Annotated in this window: 17 protein-coding genes; 8 read left to right on the plus strand and 9 right to left on the minus strand. The window is 60.5% G+C overall.

Annotated features, from left to right (window positions below; translation table 11 throughout):
* Positions 1-22: 22 nt before the first annotated feature.
* The 5 genes from IH881_06270 to IH881_06290 form a co-directional block, all read right to left on the minus strand.
* Positions 23-949, minus strand: coding sequence for a Stp1/IreP family PP2C-type Ser/Thr phosphatase (locus tag IH881_06270; GenBank protein MCH7867286.1), 927 nt, complete (start codon positions 947-949; stop codon positions 23-25).
* 329 nt (positions 950-1,278) lie between these two features.
* Positions 1,279-2,652 carry an NADP-specific glutamate dehydrogenase gene (gdhA, locus tag IH881_06275; GenBank protein MCH7867287.1) on the minus strand — a complete coding sequence of 458 codons (1,374 nt, stop codon included), beginning with the start codon at positions 2,650-2,652 and terminating at the stop codon, positions 1,279-1,281.
* An 86-nt stretch (positions 2,653-2,738) separates the two neighbouring features.
* On the minus strand, positions 2,739-4,127 hold the full coding sequence (locus IH881_06280; protein ID MCH7867288.1) for a sulfatase: 1,389 nt from the start codon (positions 4,125-4,127) through the stop codon (positions 2,739-2,741).
* Positions 4,128-5,252, minus strand: coding sequence for a DegT/DnrJ/EryC1/StrS aminotransferase family protein (locus IH881_06285; GenBank protein ID MCH7867289.1), 1,125 nt, complete (start codon positions 5,250-5,252; stop codon positions 4,128-4,130).
* Position 5,253: 1 nt separating this feature from the next.
* On the minus strand, positions 5,254-6,297 hold the full coding sequence (locus IH881_06290; GenBank protein MCH7867290.1) for a hypothetical protein: 1,044 nt from the start codon (positions 6,295-6,297) through the stop codon (positions 5,254-5,256).
* Positions 6,298-6,451: 154 nt separating this feature from the next.
* On the opposite strand from IH881_06290, the gene IH881_06295 reads away from it, so the two are divergent.
* The 7 genes from IH881_06295 to pqqE all read left to right on the plus strand — a co-directional run bounded on the left by IH881_06295 (position 6,452) and on the right by pqqE (position 11,631).
* A complete protein-coding gene (locus IH881_06295) occupies positions 6,452-7,645 on the plus strand; it encodes a 6-phosphofructokinase (protein ID MCH7867291.1) in 1,194 nt (397 codons plus the stop codon).
* Positions 7,646-7,693: 48 nt separating this feature from the next.
* The gene (gene pqqB, locus IH881_06300) at positions 7,694-8,608 is read left to right on the plus strand and encodes a pyrroloquinoline quinone biosynthesis protein PqqB (GenBank protein MCH7867292.1); all 915 of its coding nucleotides are present in this window, start codon (positions 7,694-7,696) and stop codon (positions 8,606-8,608) included.
* Positions 8,605-9,339, plus strand: coding sequence for a pyrroloquinoline-quinone synthase PqqC (gene pqqC / locus IH881_06305; protein MCH7867293.1), 735 nt, complete (start codon positions 8,605-8,607; stop codon positions 9,337-9,339). Before pqqB ends, pqqC begins: the two co-directional genes overlap by 4 nt.
* Before the next feature lie 68 nt (positions 9,340-9,407).
* On the plus strand, positions 9,408-9,932 hold the full coding sequence (locus tag IH881_06310; GenBank protein ID MCH7867294.1) for a permease: 525 nt from the start codon (positions 9,408-9,410) through the stop codon (positions 9,930-9,932).
* Positions 9,933-10,064: 132 nt separating this feature from the next.
* A complete protein-coding gene (gene pqqA, locus IH881_06315; protein ID MCH7867295.1) occupies positions 10,065-10,220 on the plus strand; it encodes a pyrroloquinoline quinone precursor peptide PqqA in 156 nt (51 codons plus the stop codon).
* Complete coding sequence (gene pqqD / locus IH881_06320; GenBank protein MCH7867296.1) at positions 10,163-10,534, plus strand: pyrroloquinoline quinone biosynthesis peptide chaperone PqqD; 372 nt, start codon at positions 10,163-10,165, stop codon at positions 10,532-10,534. Before pqqA ends, pqqD begins: the two co-directional genes overlap by 58 nt.
* The gene (pqqE, locus tag IH881_06325) at positions 10,531-11,631 is read left to right on the plus strand and encodes a pyrroloquinoline quinone biosynthesis protein PqqE (protein MCH7867297.1); all 1,101 of its coding nucleotides are present in this window, start codon (positions 10,531-10,533) and stop codon (positions 11,629-11,631) included. Before pqqD ends, pqqE begins: the two co-directional genes overlap by 4 nt.
* A gap of 10 nt (positions 11,632-11,641) precedes the next feature.
* Here the strand turns inward: pqqE and fbaA are convergent, their stop codons facing one another.
* From fbaA to hisH, 3 genes are all read right to left on the minus strand, one after another.
* Entirely contained in the window at positions 11,642-12,721 is a 1,080-nt protein-coding gene (fbaA, locus tag IH881_06330; protein MCH7867298.1) for a class II fructose-bisphosphate aldolase, read from the minus strand.
* A gap of 146 nt (positions 12,722-12,867) precedes the next feature.
* Positions 12,868-13,644: an imidazole glycerol phosphate synthase subunit HisF gene (gene hisF / locus IH881_06335; protein ID MCH7867299.1), complete on the minus strand. Its 777-nt coding sequence runs from the start codon at positions 13,642-13,644 to the stop codon at positions 12,868-12,870.
* Positions 13,638-14,258, minus strand: a complete 621-nt coding sequence (gene hisH, locus IH881_06340; protein MCH7867300.1) for an imidazole glycerol phosphate synthase subunit HisH — start codon at positions 14,256-14,258, stop codon at positions 13,638-13,640. Before hisH ends, hisF begins: the two co-directional genes overlap by 7 nt.
* Before the next feature lie 123 nt (positions 14,259-14,381).
* Here hisH and IH881_06345 point away from each other — a divergent pair, with 123 nt between their 5' ends.
* Positions 14,382-16,673 (plus strand): hypothetical protein, encoded by a 2,292-nt coding sequence (locus tag IH881_06345; protein MCH7867301.1) that lies wholly within the window; start codon positions 14,382-14,384, stop codon positions 16,671-16,673.
* A 22-nt stretch (positions 16,674-16,695) separates the two neighbouring features.
* On the opposite strand, the gene IH881_06350 is transcribed toward IH881_06345, so the two are convergent.
* Positions 16,696-17,382 carry a hypothetical protein gene (locus tag IH881_06350; protein ID MCH7867302.1) on the minus strand — a complete coding sequence of 229 codons (687 nt, stop codon included), beginning with the start codon at positions 17,380-17,382 and terminating at the stop codon, positions 16,696-16,698.
* Positions 17,383-17,408 lie beyond the last annotated feature (26 nt).

The following is a 17,408-nucleotide window of genomic DNA, read 5'->3' on the forward strand; positions in this document are numbered from 1 at the left end:
TTCGACCCAGTGGGGTAGGGAATTATTCTGTCACCCGATCTTCCACGGCGGATCCGGGCGACGCCGTTTCGGGTGCCTGACTCGCGCCATTGATGATGAAATAGCCGGCGACCAACCCCGCAATCGCCAGCGCGATCCACGCTCTTACGTCGAGGGACGGCGCGTCAGTCGCAATTTCTGATTCGTAGTGGATGGCCTGGGTTTCATCGGTCGGGAGCAGTGCGATTTGCACCGTGATGTTGTCGAGACCGCCACCGTCGTTCGCCAGCTCGACCAGTCGCTTTACCGCGTTCTCTGGAACCTCCGACGTGACCACCTGGGCAATTTCCGGATCGGAAACTGGCCCTGTGAGACCGTCCGAACAGAGGATGAAGAAGTCGCCCGGAGCAGACATCACCTGTGCGACGTCGATTTCGACGCTTTCTTCGACTCCCACGGAACGCAAGATTTCGTTTCGACGCGGATGGACTTCGGCTTCTTCAGCGCTGATCAGTCCGCGCCGCACCATTTCGCCCACCACGGAATGATCCTGAGTGATCTGTTCCATTCCCGCCGCGTGCAGGCGATATGCTCGGCTGTCGCCCACGTGCGCGACCCACACCAGACCGTCGGTGTCGAACAGCAGCGCGACGACGGTGGTCCCCATGCCGCGGAGTTCCGGATCGTCGATCGACTGTTGGTGAACCCGATGATTGGCAGTGGTGATCGCTTCGAAGAGAATGTCGGCGGAATCTCCGGTGGCAGACATGAATTCTTGGCCGATGGTTTCAGTGGCGATGCGGCTGGCGGTTGCGCCGCCGCGATGGCCCCCCATGCCGTCGGCGACCACGAGCAATCGACCCCCCGAAGGACTGTCGAAGATGTCGCAGAAGTCCTGGTTCGTGTCCCGCCGCAGGCCGATGTCACTCAGCGAGGCGATCTCGACCTGTTTTGGATCGATGCTGCTCATGGATTGAACACTCGGTCGCTATCCCCTTGTTTCACAGGCCGCGATTTCACCGATGTTAGTCCATCCGGGCCAAACGCCTCCCCCAGAATCGAATTTGATTGCTCGGATTGGATGGGGGACGGGGGCCTCATCTACCGGGGGAACGCAAAGGAGTGTGGACCCACTCGGGTACTCAATCGAGTAACGCGATTTTGTGAGAAACCTTTTCGCGAGCATGGGTACGCAGAATCAGAGGCGATCGAACGGGCCGGGTCTATTCGACGCAGAGATGCGCGGACCGAGCACCTTCGATCTTGCCTTCTGATTCGGGGCTGGAGTCGATGCCCGATCTAGACGAGTCCGTACGCCAGCATTGCATCTGCCACCTTGACGAAGCCAGCGATGTTGGCGCCCGAGACGTAGTCCACACTGCCGTCCGGTCGAGTCCCGTGCTCGACACAGCGACCGTGGATATCGGTCATGATCCCCTGCAAGCGGTCTTCGACTTCTTTGCGGCTCCAACTCAGGCGCAAGGCATTTTGGCTCTGCTCGAGCCCCGACACCGCAACGCCACCGGCGTTGGCCGCCTTGCCCGGACCGAAGATCACACCGGCTTCCAGAAACGCGTGCATGGCGTCGGCTTCCGTCGGCATGTTCGCCCCCTCGCAGACCACCTTGATCTCGTTCTTCAGCAGGGTCTTCGCGTCTTCCAGCGAGATTTCGTTCTGGGTCGCGCAGGGCAGGGCGACATCACAGGGGACTGACCAGGGGCGCTGCCCCTCGTGAAACGTCGCCTTCTTGAACTCATCGACGTATTCGCTGATCCGTCCACGTCTCACGGTCTTGAGGTCGATTACGAAGGCGAGTTTTTCGGCGTCGATGCCATCGGGATCGTGGATGAAGCCACTGGAATCCGAAAGGGTCACAACCTTGGCTCCCAACTCGGTGGCTTTCTGGGCCGCGTAGGTTGCGACGTTGCCCGAACCCGACGCCGTGACGATTTTGCCCTCGAGGCTCTGGCCGGAGTGTTGGAGCATGTGCTCGCAAAAGTAGACGCAGCCGTAGCCCGTGGCTTCCGTGCGCACGAGACTGCCGCCGAACCCCAGGCCCTTGCCCGTCATGACCCCCGCCCAGCGATTTTCCAGGCGCTTGTAGTGTCCGAACATGTAACTGATCTCGCGACCACCGACGCCGATATCACCGGCCGGTACATCGGTGTTCTCGCCAATGTGGCGGTGCAGTTCGACCATCAGCGACTGACAGAAGCGCATCACTTCGCGGTCGCTCTTGCCCTTCGGGTTGAAGTTCGATCCGCCCTTGCCACCGCCCATGGGAAGCCCCGTCAGGCTGTTCTTCAGGACCTGCTCGAAGCCCAGAAACTTGAGCACACTTTGGGTGACGGAAGGGTGAAAGCGCATGCCGCCCTTGTATGGGCCGAGGCTGTTGTTGAACTGAACGCGCCAGACGCGATTGGTTCTGACGTTGCCTTGATCGTCTTCCCAGACGGCGCGGAAAATGATGATCCGATCCGGTTCGGTCATGCGGTCGAGAATGGCTGCTTCGCGATACCTGGGATTCTCGCGCAGAAAAGGCATCAGGGTGGAAGCGACTTCGTAAACCGCTTGATGGAATTCGGGCTCGTGGGGATTGCGGCGGATCAGGCCGTGCATGAAGGCAGTGACGTCTTTGTCGTCGCTCGCGAAGGCACTCGAATCTTGGCTCATGACTTCCTCCGAGGGGGTTGAATCGAGAAGACTAGCAGTAATTCACACCCTGCCCCCGGACGGTTGGGCCGGGCATTCGATCCCGTTCAGGGAATCGATGAATCCGACCCGTCGGGGGGTATCAACAATGGTTCTTCGACTCCCTTCAGCCGCGTGATCCAGCTTGCGAGTTCCTTTCGCATCTCGATCGTGACAATCTCCCGGGCCAAATCGTTGCCGTCCGACGTCGCTGCATTTAAATCGAGCTCGATCAGCGTGACCTCTCCGCGCGAGTTCTCTACCAGCTTACGAGTTCCCTTGCGCAGGCTGCGAAGGGATACCGCGTAGGCCTCGCTGTCAAAGTCGGGATGCCGAGCTGCCCAATACTGACCCAACAATGTGACGGGTTGCGAGTATTCTGCGATCAGGGCTCGCTCGGGGGAAATTGCCTCGGATGCCAGCAGGCTCTTGCCTTCGAGCGGCACCGGGATCTCGGACTCGCCGAGCAAATCCAACACCGTAGGCAGAAGGTCGAGGTGCGAAACCGGGAGCGTCACGGTCTGTCGGGCGGGTAGGCGGGATGGATAGCGAAGCACTAGCGGAACCCGCAGCAGGTCGTCGGAAAGAGAAAATTCGTGCCCCATCAATCCTTGATCGCCCAGTAATTCGCCGTGATCTGCAGTGATGATGACAAGCGTCTCGTCCAGCAGGTTGCGCATACGCAACGCATCGAGAAGTTTTCCGAGCTGTTGGTCCTGGTACGCGATTTCGCCGAGGTAGAGCGTGCGTGCGAGCGCGAGTTCGTCAGCGCTGGCGGCTCGCTTGCCGGCGATGATCTCCTCGGCTTGTTCGATGGTAAATTCCCGCCGCGAGAGGGAGTCGATCTCGATGCCGAGCGCTTCGAACCCGGCGTCGGGCGGGGCATAGGGCAGGTGGGCTTCGAGGTAGTTCACGAACAGAAAGAACGGTTTGTCCTCTCGTGAAGCCCGGGCAATGAAATCGATGGCGAGTTGGGTCGCCCGCGCGGCTCCCTTGTCGTTCGCTGCTTCGACATCGCTATACGCCTTTTCGAATCGACCAAAGCCGCGAGCCAGACCGCGCTCCGCCGTTACCCATGGATTGCTCGTGATTCCATGGGTCGTGTACCCGCGCCGAGCGAGTATCTCGGCCAGGGTGGGGTGCTCTGGGCCGAGAGTGAAGTGTTCGTGAACGGCGCCGTGTTGGCTCGGTGCCAGGCCGGTGAACATGCTGGCGTGGGAGGGCAAGGTCCAGGGCGCCGTCGCATAGGCATTCGCGAAGCGCCAACCCTCGAGGGCGATGCGATCCATTTGAGGTGTAACGGGCCGCTGTTTCCATGCGAGACCGACGGCGTCGGCGCGAACCGTGTCGAGCACGATCAGCAGAATGTTGGGAGGCGAAGCCGCGGGTGTGCAACCGGCGTGGCTGGTGCCGACCAGTGCGACCGCAAGGATCGCTGCGAGCGACCGCGAGTTCATCTAGCGATTCGCTTCGAGAAGCGCACTGCAGATGCGGTCTGCGGTCGCGTCTTCCATGTAGGGATGCATCGGCAGGCTCATGATGCGGCGACAGAGCGATTCGCTCACCGGCAGCGAACCTTCGCCGTCTCCGAAGTCCGCGTACGGGGGCTGCAGATGAATCGGCGTGGGGTAGTAGATCGCAGTCGGGATTCCCGCATCGGCCAGGGCCGCGACGACTCGGTCCCGATCGTCGAGCAAGATGGAGTACTGCGCCCAGGCGCTCGTCTTTCCCGCCTGTCGCGCGGGTGTAGTGACTGCTTGTGCGAGTTGGGCATCATAGCGGGCGGCGAGTCGTTCCCGGGCCTCGAGTTCCTCGGCGAAGATTGCGAGTTTGGGAAGCAGGATGGCCGCCTGCAGGGTGTCGAGCCGGCTGTTTACTCCGATCCTGTCGATGTCGTATTTCCCTTTGCCCTTGCCGTGCTCCCGAATCGAGCGCAGCAGCCCGGCTCGTTCGGCGTCATTGGTAAAGATGGCGCCACCGTCGCCGTAGCATCCGAGAGGTTTCGCGGGATAGAAACTCGTGGTCGTGACCGGCGCCAGGGCGCCCACCCGCGCTTCTCCGATCCGGCCACCGAAACTCTGGGCGGCGTCGCCGATCACCCGAAGACCGTGTTCGTCGGCAATCTCGTTGATCGCCGCGTAGTCGGCGGGCAAGCCAAAAAGGTCTACCGGCAGGATGGCTTTGGGTGTGAGATTGTCGGATTTTTCGACCTCTCGGATCTTTGCGCGCAGGGGTTCCACGTCGAGATTGAAAGTCTTTTCGTCCACGTCGACAAAGACCGGTACGGCACCCACGAGCAGGACGACCTCTGCAGAGGCGGTGAAGGTGAATGCGGGCAGAAACACGGCATCACCCGGGCCGACGCCTTCGGCCATCAACACCATCACCAGCGCGTCGGTTCCACTGGATACTGCAATCGCGTGTTCGCAACCGGCGAAAGCACACAACGCGGCTTCGAGTTCGGCGATTTCCGGGCCCATGATGAAGCGGCCGTGGTCGAGTACGCCCCGAATACGCGCGTCGATCTGCGACTTCAGGCGCTGATACTGAGCGGCGAGGTCGACGAAGGGGATGTTGTTCATATCAACTGGCTGAGTCCTCGGTCAGAGCATTGACGAAGCGATGGGCTTCGCCTTGAAGACTGCTGAAGCGGTTGGGAATCGAAAGTGCCTTGGACACGACGGATTTGCCCATCAGGACGCCGTCAGATTTGCGATGCAAATCGAAGAAGAACTGAAAACGCAAAATTTCAGTACGCAGTCCGGTCGGACGCCTTGGGGTGCGACCGAGGTCGACCGCAGAACCCGTGCAGTAGATCATGACTTCGTCGGTCTCCGAAGCGTTTGCGAAAAAGTACGAACGCCGACGCTCGGTGGAAAGAAAGCGAGTCAAGGGCTGGGAAAACGGCCGGGAAAGTCGCTGAGACAAGAAAATGCGCTCGGCGTAATTCATCATGGCCACGTACCTTGCGAAATAGATCAGGCCCGCTCCGTTGAGATCGTTCTCCAACTGGATTGCGTACGGGATTGGGCTGGCATCCACCGGGCGAATCGGTGTCAAGCGCGTTGCATCGTAGAAGGGCTCGACGTTGCCTGTCTGCATGACCAGCTCGTGCTCGACGATGCCAATGGGCTTTTCCGTCGTGGTCGGGACGTTCTTGTTTTGGATCCCCTCCGGACTGAAGGTCTTCAGCCGACTGTTGTCCGCCAGTCGGGCGACCATGGCGTTGGTCATGCAGATCCAGGTGGAATCGAGGGCATCGAGGTCGGCCTTGGATTTGATGCTCGCGACGGTCTCTTCGGGGATCTCCTTTTTGTCGAAGAGTGTCCAACCTTCCACGAAGTGTTTGGCGTAGAACTGCACGGTGCCCCGAGCGTGAACCTGATCGCCTTCCTGATACTGCGAAATATTGCCGTCGCGTCCGAAGCGCGATTCGACCTGGATGACCGACGCGTAGAGGCGTTCGCCTTCGTCGCTGATCAATAGATGCGATGGACAGTCGAGGGCCTGGCCCAACTGGTTCCACTGGAATTCGGCGTAGATTTTGAGCAGCTCAACTTCAGAAAGCTGATCCGGCACCATGTTTGGCATGCCGACTGTGAATGAGAGCTGCGGGTATCGATGCATTGGGAGTCGCCCTGAGGCTTTGAGAAACGTTCAGAATATAGAATTCGCAATTGTGTCGCCAGAAACGCCCGGTTGTCCAATCGTCGACGGAGTCATGTCAGTTTCGTATCCTTTCGCCTTTCCACCCTGAATGAGAGCGAGAATCCGAGCGCATATGTCGAAGACACTCGAGGGCAACGCGGTGATCGGACAGTCTGGTGGTCCGACCGCGGTCATCAATCAATCGATGGTCGGATGTATCGAGGTGCTGCGCTCTTGCGACGCGATCGGCAAGATCCTGGGCGCGCATCACGCGGTCAGCGGCATTATCCAAAACGATTTCATCGACCTGACCGACATTCCACAAGCTCGACTCGAGCGGATTGCCAACACACCGTCTTCCGCATTGGGAAGTAGCCGCGACAAGCCAGACAAAGAGTACTGCAAGAAGATCTTCGACAGCTTCGCCGCAAACAACGTCCGCTACTTTTTCTATATCGGCGGGAACGACAGCTCGGACACTGCGCGCATTGTCAACGAGATGGCCCGGGATGAAGGCTACGAACTGCGCGCGTTTCACGTCCCCAAGACGATCGACAACGATCTCGAACACAACGACCACACCCCGGGCTTCCCGTCCGCAGCGCGTTTTGTCGCCCAGGCACTGATGGGGGACCAGCTCGACAACGCGGCACTTCCGGGCATCAAGGTGGATATCATCATGGGGCGCCACGCCGGCTTTCTGACCGCGGCGAGCGTGATGGCGCGCAGTCGGGAGAGCGACGGACCCCATCTGATCTACGTGCCCGAGGTCGCGTTCGACCTCGAACAGTTCATTGCGGACGTAGACCGCTCTTATACAAAGCACGGTCGTTGCATCATCGCGATCTCCGAGGGAATCCACGACGCCGACGGCAATGCGATCGCGACCAAGTTGGCGGATACCGTCGAGAAGGACGCCCATGGGAATGTCCAACTCTCAGGCACGGGCGCACTCGGGGACTATCTCGTTCGACTGATCAAGCAGCGGCTCGGCGAGGGATTGCGGGTGCGCGCCGACACCTTTGGGTACTTGCAGCGGTCCTTTGCGGGTTGCGTGAGCGAAGTAGACCAGCGGGAAGCTCGCGCTTCGGCACGACTGGCCGCCGAGTTGGCGATCGAAGGGGTTGAAAACGGATCGATTGCGATCCAGCGGGTGAGCGATGATCCCTATCAGGTCGAGTACAAGCGCATCGAATTGAGCGACGTGGCCGGGAAGACGCGGGCCCTGCCCCTCGAGTACATCGTCGATGGTTGCGATATTGCGCCGAGTTTTCGCACCTACCTGGCTCCGCTGCTAGGCGAGCTACCGCCGATCGAGCAATTTTAGAACCTGATGCAACATCGCCTCGCCGCGATTCGAAGCTAGCATTTACTCATGAAGATTCGGGTGTTGGGATCGGGGGCCGGGGGCGGGTTTCCCCAGTGGAATTGCAACTGCGATAATTGTGCCCGATTGCGGCGCGGAGAGTTCGAGGGGAGTGCGAGGACACAATCGTCCATTGCAGTCAGTGCGAACGGCGTGGAATGGGTGTTGCTGAATGCATCGCCGGATATACGCGCCCAAATCGAGTCGTTTCCGGCCTTGCAACCCGCTCGCAAAATCCGGGACACGGGGATCTGCGCCGTGCTGCTCGTCGATGCGCAGATCGACCACTCGACGGGGCTCATGACCCTGCGCGAGTGCGATCATCCTCTTTCGATCTACACGACCCGTCTGGTGAGGGATGATCTCACGTCGGGATATCCTCTGCTCAGCGTCCTCGAACACTATTGCGGGGTGGATTGGCACGAGGTTCCCATAGACCTGTCTGCGTTCGAGATCAAAGGGGCAGATGGGTTGCGCTTCACGGCCATTCCGATCGAGAGCGAGGCGCCCCCCTACTCACCAAGGCGTCATGCGCCCGAGCCCGGCGACAACATTGGCCTGCGCATCGAAGATCTCGCGACGGGGGGCACGCTCGTCTACGCGCCCGGACTCGGTTCCATTGGCGCCGAACTCGCGAGCCAGATGGAGCGCGCGGATTGCCTGCTCATCGATGGTACGATGTGGACCGATGACGAGATGGAGCGGGCCGGAGTGGGGACCAGGCGCGCCCACGAGATGGGACATCTTCATCAGTCTGGTGACGAGGGGTTGCTGGCAAAACTCGCGGCAATTCCCAACGTGCGGAAAATCTTGATTCACATCAACAACACCAATCCACTGCTCGACGAAGCATCGCCGGCCCACGCCGAAATGCTGGCAGCGGGCATCGAATTGGCCTTCGACGGGATGGACATCGAGCTATGAGTGAAGACCCAAGGCCCGCGTGGTCCCCGACTGAATTCGAGAAGCAGTTGCGGGCGAAGGAGCGGTTCTATCACATCCATCACGAGTTTCAGCAGCGCATGGATGCGGGGGAGCTTTCACGTGAGGCGATCCAGGGTTGGGTAGCCAACCGATTCTACTACCAGCTCAAGATCCCGGTGAAAGATGCAAACATCCTCGCCAACTGTCCGGATCGCGAGGTTCGCCGCCTCTGGATCCGGCGCATGCTCGATCACGACGGGGACGAGAAGAGCCAGGGTGGAATCGAAGCCTGGCTGCGTCTGGGGGAAGCCGTCGGCCTCGATCGAGAAGAACTGACATCCCAGCAACGCGTATTGCCGGGAGTGCGATTCGCCGTCGACTCCTATGTGAATTTTGCGCGCAACGCGAGTTGGCAGGAGGCAGCCTGTTCCTCACTGACGGAACTCTTCGCGCCGATCGCGCACCAGCGAAGGCTCGACAACTGGCCCGAACACTACCCTTGGATCGACGAAGAGGGTTATCAATACTTTAGCCAACGGCTATCCGAAGCGCGGCGAGACGTCGAGCACGGGCTCGCGATTACCCTCGAGCATTTCGTCACCCGCGTCGATCAGGAACGGGCCCTGGGTATACTGCAATTCAAGCTCGATATTTTATGGACGATGCTCGACGCCATGTGGCTGGCCTTCGTCGAGGGGCGTCCTCCATACCACGGCATTTCTGCCGAGTAGCGGTCGGGCGCGTTCGAGGCGGTCGAGGATGACATCCGCCAGTTGAGCGGGAGAGGGCAGGAGGACAATTGCCGGATCTGGGATTGGATCGCACCCTGGCCATCATCCTGGGGCTCTTGGGATTCCTGTCGGCCATCGCCTTGTGGCAGGGAGGCGAGGAACTCCTGCGGGCCGGACTCGGCAGCGGCGGGCGTCTGCTGATCCGCTTCAGCTTGTTGATCGCGGTTTCGTTTCTGGTCGCCGGGTTGGCCGAAAAACTCGTGCCCCACGCTTGGGTCGAGGGAGCACTCGGCGACGAGGCGGGTATTCGTGGACTCTTCGTGGCTACGGCCGCCGGGATCGTGACCCCCTCCGGCCCGTTCCTCGCCCTGCCCATCGCCGCCGCCCTGTTTCGATCCGGCGCCAGCCTGGCTGCGGTGGTGACGTTCGTGTCGAGCTGGTCGCTGCTTGCATTGCATCGCCTGGTGGCGTGGGAGATCCCGCTACTCGGCTGGCGCTTCGCCCTGATCCGCTACTCGGCTTCTATCGCCCTCCCATTGGCAGCGGGACTGATCGTGCGGCTGCTGCTGGGAACCAAAGCTGCCGCAGACTGAGCGCCGTCGGTGCAAGACTGGAGTGCCCCGTGAGAATCGACTCCATGCGACCCGCTCTTTTTCCGAATAGCGGCTGATGGCTTGTTCAAGGTATAATCGCATGCTCATACCAGAGGCGTCGGGAGACTGATCATGGGAAGTTCAAAGACCACATCGACCTCAGCCGCGAGCCCCGGGCAAGAATCAGCCGCCAAGCTGGCCTGGCGCAAGCCTGTGGTAGAGGAGACGGCATGTGGCTGCGAAATCAACTGCTATGCAACGTCTTCGGGTCTTCGGCGCCCCAACTGACTTTGCGAAAGCGAGTCCGGATTGAGGCCGAAGTACTGCCGCGTCTACCCCGCGGCGTGCGGCTGCGAGACGATCCGGTTCGGGCGACGACACTGCTGCTCGCCCCCGAGCGAGTGCTGTATCCAGATTCGATTGGCATCGCGATTCTTCGCGAATGCAATGGCGACCACTCCGTTGCAGAGATAGCAGCCTGTCTCGCCGAGCGTTTCGAGGCACCCGTCGAGCAAATTCTTCAGGACACCGTCGAGTTGCTGCAAGACCTGGCGGATCGCGGCTATGTCGTTGTAGAGCCGGTGGTCGGAGCGGACGCATGAGCGATCGCAAACCTCTGCAGGTCGACCCTCCGATCGCGCTATTGGCGGAGCTATCTCATCGCTGTCCTCTGCGCTGCGGCTACTGCTCGAATCCCCTCGAATTGACCCGCACTTCGGCGGAGCTCGGCACCGACGACTGGTGCCGAACCTTGCAAGAAGCAGCGGAACTGGGTGTGCTGCAGGTTCACTTTTCGGGGGGCGAACCCAGCGTGCGGCAAGATCTCGAACAGCTCGTCTCTCATGCCCGGCGCCACGACCTGTATACGAATCTCATTACTTCCGGCGTACTGCTCGATGCCCGTCGCATCGATGATTTGTACGAAGCGGGACTCGATCACCTGCAGCTCAGCGTGCAGGGACGCGATGCACAGGGCGCCGATCTGATCGGGGGCTACCCGGGTGGGCACGAGAAGAAGCTCGCGGTAGCGGCCCTGGTCCGGGAGCGGGGCATCATGCTCACCCTCAATGCCGTGGTTCATCGCCGCAATCTGCACGAGGTCGATGCGCTGATCGAATTGGCGATGGAACTCGATGCGCATCGAATCGAAATTGCCTGCGTCCAGTACAGCGGCTGGGCGCGCCGCAATCTCGCGGCTCTACTCCCGACGCCGGAACAAGTCGAAGACTTGATGAAGACGATCGAGGCCGCGCGTGCCCGGGTGCTTGGACATATTGCGATCGACTTCGTCCCGCCGGACTACTACGCCGAGCGTCCCAAGCCCTGCATGAATGGCTGGGGGCAGCAAATCATCACGGTGAATCCGGCGGGGTTGGTGCTGCCCTGTCATTCGGCCGAAACGATTTCGGGCATGGTGTTTGACAGCGTCACCCATCGTTCTCTGGCCGACATCTGGTATCGAGGCGAAGCCTTTGGGCGCTTTCGCGGGACGGACTGGATGCAGGAGCCGTGTCGCTCCTGCGAATTCCGCGAACAGGACTTTGGGGGTTGCCGCTGCCAGGCGCTGGCGATTGCCGGCGACGTCAGCGCGGCGGACCCCGTCTGCGAAAAATCGCCGGATCGGGCCAAGGTGGATGCGTTGATCGCCGCAGCCCAAGCCGAACCCGATGTCCCGTATCTATATCGGGGTGAATCTTAGTCAGCTCTAATCAGGCGCGTGCGATGGATTTGCCCAGGGAGCCGAGATCTTCGAAGGCTTCGGTCAGGCGCAGCGCCATGCTCTCTTCGCACGCCCGAGTCCACTTGCGCGGATCGTAAAACTTCTTGTAGGGAGTGCCGTCGTCGGGATCAATTTGGTTCTCGAAGGCTTTGGTGTTCTCGGCGACGTACTGCTTCAAGGGTTTCGAGAACGCGAACTGGGTGTCGGTGTCGATATTCATCTTGAACACACCGTACGAGACGGCCTCGGCGATCTTTGATTTCTCCGAGCCCGATCCACCGTGGAAAACGAGATTGAGCGGGTTTTCGGCCGTTCCCTTCTTCTCGTGTACGAGCGCCTGGCTGTTCTTTAGAATCTCGGGAAGCAACTTGACGTTGCCGGGCTTGTAGACCCCGTGAACATTTCCAAACGAAGCCGCCACGGAAAAGTGGCCGACGGGTTCGAGCAGGTCGTAAGCCTGCAGCACGTCTTCCGGCTGGGTGTAGAGCTTCGAGTTGTCTGCACCTTCCTCGAGGTCCGAGCCGACGCCGTCTTCTTCGCCGCCCGTTACCCCCAGCTCAATCTCGATGCTCATGCCGATCTTTGTCATCCGTTCCAACAATCGTTGGCACTCAGAGAGATTGAAACCAATGTCGTCTGCCGAGAGATCGAGCATGTGCGAGCTGTAGAGCGGCCCGCCGGTTTCGCTGTAGAACGCCTCTCCGTGGGTCAGCAGAGCCTCGACCCAGGGGATCAACTTTCGGTTGGCGTGGTCGGTGTGGATCACGACGCAAACGCCATAGTGCTCGGCGACCAAGTGGATGTGGCGCGCAGCAGAGACGGCACCAATCACCTTGGCCGTGAATTCGTCTTGCATCCCCTTGCCCGCGTAGAACTGCGCACCACCGTTGCTGAGCTGGATGATGATATCGGACTTGGTATTTGCGGCGGCTTCGAGCGCAGAATTGAGCGTCGAAGTGCTGGTGACGTTGACCGCGGGGATCGCGTAGCCGCCTTCTTTGGCAGCGGCGACGAAGTCCCGGTACCGCTCTCCGGTTACGACTCCGGGACGCATGGTGGTGGTTGCCATGGTGAAAGAATCCTTCGCGAGATAAATCGGCGACGCAGCGCACAATAGATCGTAAGGTGTTTCCCGCGGATGTCAGCGTTGGGAACCCGTTTTTTTGGCCGCAGGGTGGTTTTCATCTGTACCGATCATAAATTCATTTGTTCAGATCAATAGTTCATCCGAATCTTGACGCCTCGATCGTGCAGATACTGCTTCAGTTCGCTGACCTTGTACTCGCCGTAGTGGACCATCGAAGCGACGAGGGCTGCATCGGCGCCACCCTCCGTCAGCACCTCGTACAAGTGCTCAGGCTTTCCGGCGCCGCCCGAGGCGATCACCGGGACGCTGACCGCGTTGGCCACGGCCCGGGTGAGTTGGATGTCGTATCCAGCTTTCGTGCCGTCCGCGTCGATCGAATTCACCACAATTTCGCCGGCCCCCAGACGTTCACCCTGGCGTACCCAGGCGAGCGCGTCGATTCCGGTGTGGTTGCGCCCGCCGTGGGTGACGATCTCGAAGCCCGACGGAAACTGGTTGTCCGAGACCCGCAGAACGTCGATCGAGAGGATCGTGCTCTGCGCGCCGACCGCATCGGAGATCTCCGAAATCAACTCGGGCCGCTCTACCGCTGCGGTGTTGATGTTGATCTTCTCGGCTCCAGCCCAACGCAACGAAGTGGCGTCTTCAACCGAGCGGATCCCGCCACCCACCGAAAACGGGATGAAGATTTCCGCCGCGACCGCCTCGACGGTTTCGAGCATGATGTTGCGCCCGTCGCTCGACGCGGTGATGTCGTACATCACCAGTTCATCGAGCCCGTCCTCATAGTATTCCCTGGCGCGACCGAGAACTTCTCCGATTTCCTTGGTGTTCACGAATTTGATGCTCTTGACCAACTTGCCGTCTCGCACGTCAAAGCAGGAAACCACGCGTTTGCTCAACACACGCCTCCCTCCCAACTCGCAAAACGTTCGAGCAGTGAGAGGCCGAAACGTCCGCTCTTTTCGGGATGGAACTGGGTCGCGAAGAAATTGTCCCGACCGATCGCACAGCAGAAATCGCCGCCGTAGTCCGAAACCGCGTAGCAATCGTCTGTTTCGCTCGGTTCGAGGAAGTAGGAGTGGACGAAATAGAACTCATCGCCCGGTTCAATTCCCGCGAGTAGAGGATGCGGCCTGATCGTTCGAACTTCATTCCAACCGATGTGGGGAACCTTCAAGCCCGCGTCTTTGAGATCAAACAGCCGCGTCACACCGGGAATCAGGCCGAGGCAGGGGGTGTCTCCCTCTTCGGATCGCGCGAGCGCCACCTGGGCACCGATGCAGATCCCCAGGGTGGGGATTCCCTTGTGGACACTTTCTGTGAGTGCTTCGACCAAATCGATTCGCGACAGGTTTTCCATGGCGGCCGGCGCCGCGCCGATCCCGGGAAAGATGATGCGCTCTGCCCTGCGCAAACCGTCCGGATCCTGCACCACCACCGATGCCTCGCCCAGGGCGTGACAAGCACGTTGGACGCTGCGCAAATTGCCCGCTCCGTAGTCGAGGATGGTAATCACGCACAGGGTTTAGCATTCGTGAGCCCGAAGATCTCAACCCCCTCCGCCAAGGGGTTGGAACCGGAGACGGGCACCTCCCGGGAATCCGGTCGGAATTGGCGGTCTCGGGCTATTCTCCGGGGGATGAACGCGGATCTGCAGGACACAAAGCTCAGCTCCCGAAATTGGTTCTGCCTGTTCGCCGTCTTTGCGTTGGCGGTACTGGCGCGCAGCCTCGACTACGAGCGCGTATTGCTACCCGACGGCGAGGTGGTTTTTGCGGTCGGCGACGCCTTCTATCACGCCCGTCGCGCACTCTTCAGTTTTTTGCAGTTTCCCGACCTGCTGCTCTTCGACCCGTGCATCAACTATCCAGACGGTGCTCGCATTCCCCATCCGCCTCTGCTCGATTGGGTGACTGCAGGGATCGCGCGAGGCATCGCTTCTGACATCGCAACCTTCGAGCGAGTCGCCGCCTGGATCCCGGTCCTGGTTTCGTCAGCTTCGGTCATTCCGATCGCGCTCCTGGGTGCCAGAATGGCGACCCGGAGCGTTGGCTTGCTGGCCGCGACCCTGTACGGGTTGCTGCCGATTTGCATCAATTACGGACAGTTGGGCAACTTCGACCATCACGCGCCCGCGGGCCTCTTGGGTGCGTGGCTGGTTTTGTTCTACGTCGAGGCGCTGGACTTGGGTGCCTTGCGACGGCCGCTAACTCGGGTGATGGCGGGACTCGTCTTGCTGCGTCTGCTGATGCTGCTGACCTGGAACGGCAGCCTTCTCTACCTGTTGCCCGGTGACGCCGCACTGTTGTTGGCGGCCGCGTGGACACGAAATCGTCCGCTGATGTTGGCCGTCGCAATTAGTACCGGTGCCACGGCCCTGTTGACCTGGCCAATTGTCGCCGCGCTCTCCCACGGAGCCACAAGCGCTTTCATCGGCGTCGAACTCTCGTTCTTCCACGTTCTGATTTATGCAGCTTGCTCGCTTCTCTGCGCAGCCCACGGGTGGGTTCTCGGTCGTCGCTTACCTGCTAGCGGCCGGTCGAGCTTGATGTTCCTGTTCTCGCTCGCACTGCCGATCGCGGGTGCGAGTCTGATGCTGCCGGGGGTACTCGCCGGCTTGCAGTCCGCTCTGGGGTTTCTCGCGGCGAGTGATGGCTATACCGAGACCGTGGTCGAGCAGCTTCCGATCTTTTGGGGTGGCGGAGACTTCAGTCTTTCGATCGCACATCTTCGCATGGGTTGGTTCGTCTACTTGATCCCGGTGGTACCGATCGCGTTCCTTCGCCTTCTGCATCCGGCGCGGCTGGGTCATGCCGGGCAGTTTCTCGTGGGCTGGAGCGTGCTGTTCGGCTTTCTCGCCGTTCGACAAGTGCGCTACGTGCACGACTTTGCGCCGGTGGGATGCGTGGGCTTTGCCATCCTGGTCTTTTGGGCTGCAGAAGCGTTGGCGCGGCGGGTCGGTCGCCCCGGAATCCAGGGGCTGCTTGCAGGGTTGTTGGGCGCGGCCTTGCTCTTGCCGACAGTGCCCGGATTCTACGCCCCCGCGATCGGATTGGCCTGGCACGGAATCCGCGGAGAACTCGATGGGATCGATCGCGCTCTGCTGTCGGTGGCGGGAAGCCAGATGAGGTTCGCGCAGCTGGTGCGGCGTTCGAGCGACCCGTCGGGACACTGTGCAGCCGATGGTGACGATGTCCCGGCGTATGGCGTGCTGGCCCACGTGGGTTTGGGACATGCACTGCACTATTCGGGGATGCGCGCGACTCCCGCCGACCCCTTCGGTCCGTACATCGGTCGAGAGAATTTTGCCGCGGTGCGGGAGTTCATGGCGGCCCAGACCGAACGAAGCGCCGTTGCGATCATGCAGCGGCTTGCAACGCGTTACGTGGCGACGGCCGCGAGCGCAATTTCTGTGCCCGGGCTTTCCATGGCACATCGACTTCACGAAAACGATGGCAGCTTTTCCAATCGGGCCGACGGGGTCGCGGGGTCGCCGCAACTCGGACGTTTCCGGCTCGTGACGGAGGGACCTGGTCGAGGTCTCTCGATGTCGCATCTTTTTGGCGACGAACGGGAGTCGCTTTCGCCCTACAAGTTGTTCGAGTTGGTTCCCGGCGCCACGATCGAATTGCAAACCGAGCCCCACGCCCTGATGACAGCAGAATTGCCCCTGAAGACCCCGTCCGGTCGTCACTTCATGTATCGCGCTGTAAATCGAGCCGACGAAAAAGGGCGAGCGCAAATCAGGGTGCCGTACGCGAATCCCCTGGGCCGCCCCCGATCAAAGTTCAAGCAACGCGTAGACCGAGTCGAGGTGCTGGGACCCTACGTGGTCCGGGTGGGCGAAAGACAATTCCGCATCCACATCTCCGAAGAAGAAATCCAGAGTGCAGCAATCCTGCGTGCTCGGGCATTCGAATTTTTCGAATAGGAACCGCGTGCCCTGAGACCGATTACATTGGCTGTACGGTGGTATCCACGGAGAAGTTGATGTCGTCGATTCGCAGCAATGCGCCGCCGACCTCGATGTCCGCAGTCACACTCAGGCCGTCGATCTCCACGAAGGTGAGGTCGCCGGTCACGATTACCACAGAAGGATCGCTCGGGTCGTCCCGAACCGCGGTGATGGAGCCCGAAACCGCGAGAAAGTACCGATCTTCATCAGCCATGGTAGTGTCGTCGATGATCAACAGGGCGTTCATCGTGTGATCCATCCCGAGGATCCCGGTGGTGTCGGTCAGGGCCTCGGTCAGGTACGGGTTTGATGTCGACGTCGCGAGCGTGACGGAGTTCGTTACCCCGTAGGTGTAGCTGTCGATGGCGGTCGTGGTATCGCAAGTCGGTGAGAAGGCTCGGCTGAGGTTCACGACTGAGTTCGGAAATCGCAGCGCAATGACGAGGGCTGTATCCGTATCCGTGTCAATCGCGACGGTCAGGATGGCGCCCGCGGAAGACGAGTCATCGAAGCCTACGGTCACGGAATCGGTGAAATCGTAGTCCGTACCAACGCCGTACTGCACGCAGCCAGAGCCGCCGCCGCCCGATGTACACGCGGTCGGTAGTCCCAACACGAGGACGACCGTCGCAGTGGCGCTCAGCGCGAGCTTCCCGAGGTCTGCGAATCTCCAGCCAGAAGTCATCAAGCTCTCCTTATTTCGTACGCGAC

The sequence above is a fragment of the Myxococcales bacterium genome, assembly GCA_022563535.1.
Taxonomy (GTDB): domain Bacteria; phylum Myxococcota_A; class UBA9160; order UBA9160; family UBA4427; genus DUBZ01.

Bases quoted from the DNA above. Each gene is read 5' to 3' on its own strand.
- IH881_06270 (MCH7867286.1), bottom strand. From the start codon at position 949: ATGAGCAGCATCGATCCAAAACAGGTCGAGATCGCCTCGCTGAGTGAC.
- gdhA (MCH7867287.1), bottom strand. From the start codon at position 2,652: ATGAGCCAAGATTCGAGTGCCTTCGCGAGCGACGACAAAGACGTCACT.
- IH881_06280 (MCH7867288.1), bottom strand. From the start codon at position 4,127: ATGAACTCGCGGTCGCTCGCAGCGATCCTTGCGGTCGCACTGGTCGGC.
- IH881_06285 (MCH7867289.1), bottom strand. From the start codon at position 5,252: ATGAACAACATCCCCTTCGTCGACCTCGCCGCTCAGTATCAGCGCCTG.
- IH881_06290 (MCH7867290.1), bottom strand. From the start codon at position 6,297: ATGCATCGATACCCGCAGCTCTCATTCACAGTCGGCATGCCAAACATG.
- IH881_06295 (MCH7867291.1), top strand. From the start codon at position 6,452: ATGTCGAAGACACTCGAGGGCAACGCGGTGATCGGACAGTCTGGTGGT.
- pqqB (MCH7867292.1), top strand. From the start codon at position 7,694: ATGAAGATTCGGGTGTTGGGATCGGGGGCCGGGGGCGGGTTTCCCCAG.
- pqqC (MCH7867293.1), top strand. From the start codon at position 8,605: ATGAGTGAAGACCCAAGGCCCGCGTGGTCCCCGACTGAATTCGAGAAG.
- pqqA (MCH7867295.1), top strand. From the start codon at position 10,065: ATGGGAAGTTCAAAGACCACATCGACCTCAGCCGCGAGCCCCGGGCAA.
- pqqD (MCH7867296.1), top strand. From the start codon at position 10,163: ATGTGGCTGCGAAATCAACTGCTATGCAACGTCTTCGGGTCTTCGGCG.
- pqqE (MCH7867297.1), top strand. From the start codon at position 10,531: ATGAGCGATCGCAAACCTCTGCAGGTCGACCCTCCGATCGCGCTATTG.
- fbaA (MCH7867298.1), bottom strand. From the start codon at position 12,721: ATGGCAACCACCACCATGCGTCCCGGAGTCGTAACCGGAGAGCGGTAC.
- IH881_06345 (MCH7867301.1), top strand. From the start codon at position 14,382: ATGAACGCGGATCTGCAGGACACAAAGCTCAGCTCCCGAAATTGGTTC.
- IH881_06350 (MCH7867302.1), bottom strand. From the start codon at position 17,382: ATGACTTCTGGCTGGAGATTCGCAGACCTCGGGAAGCTCGCGCTGAGC.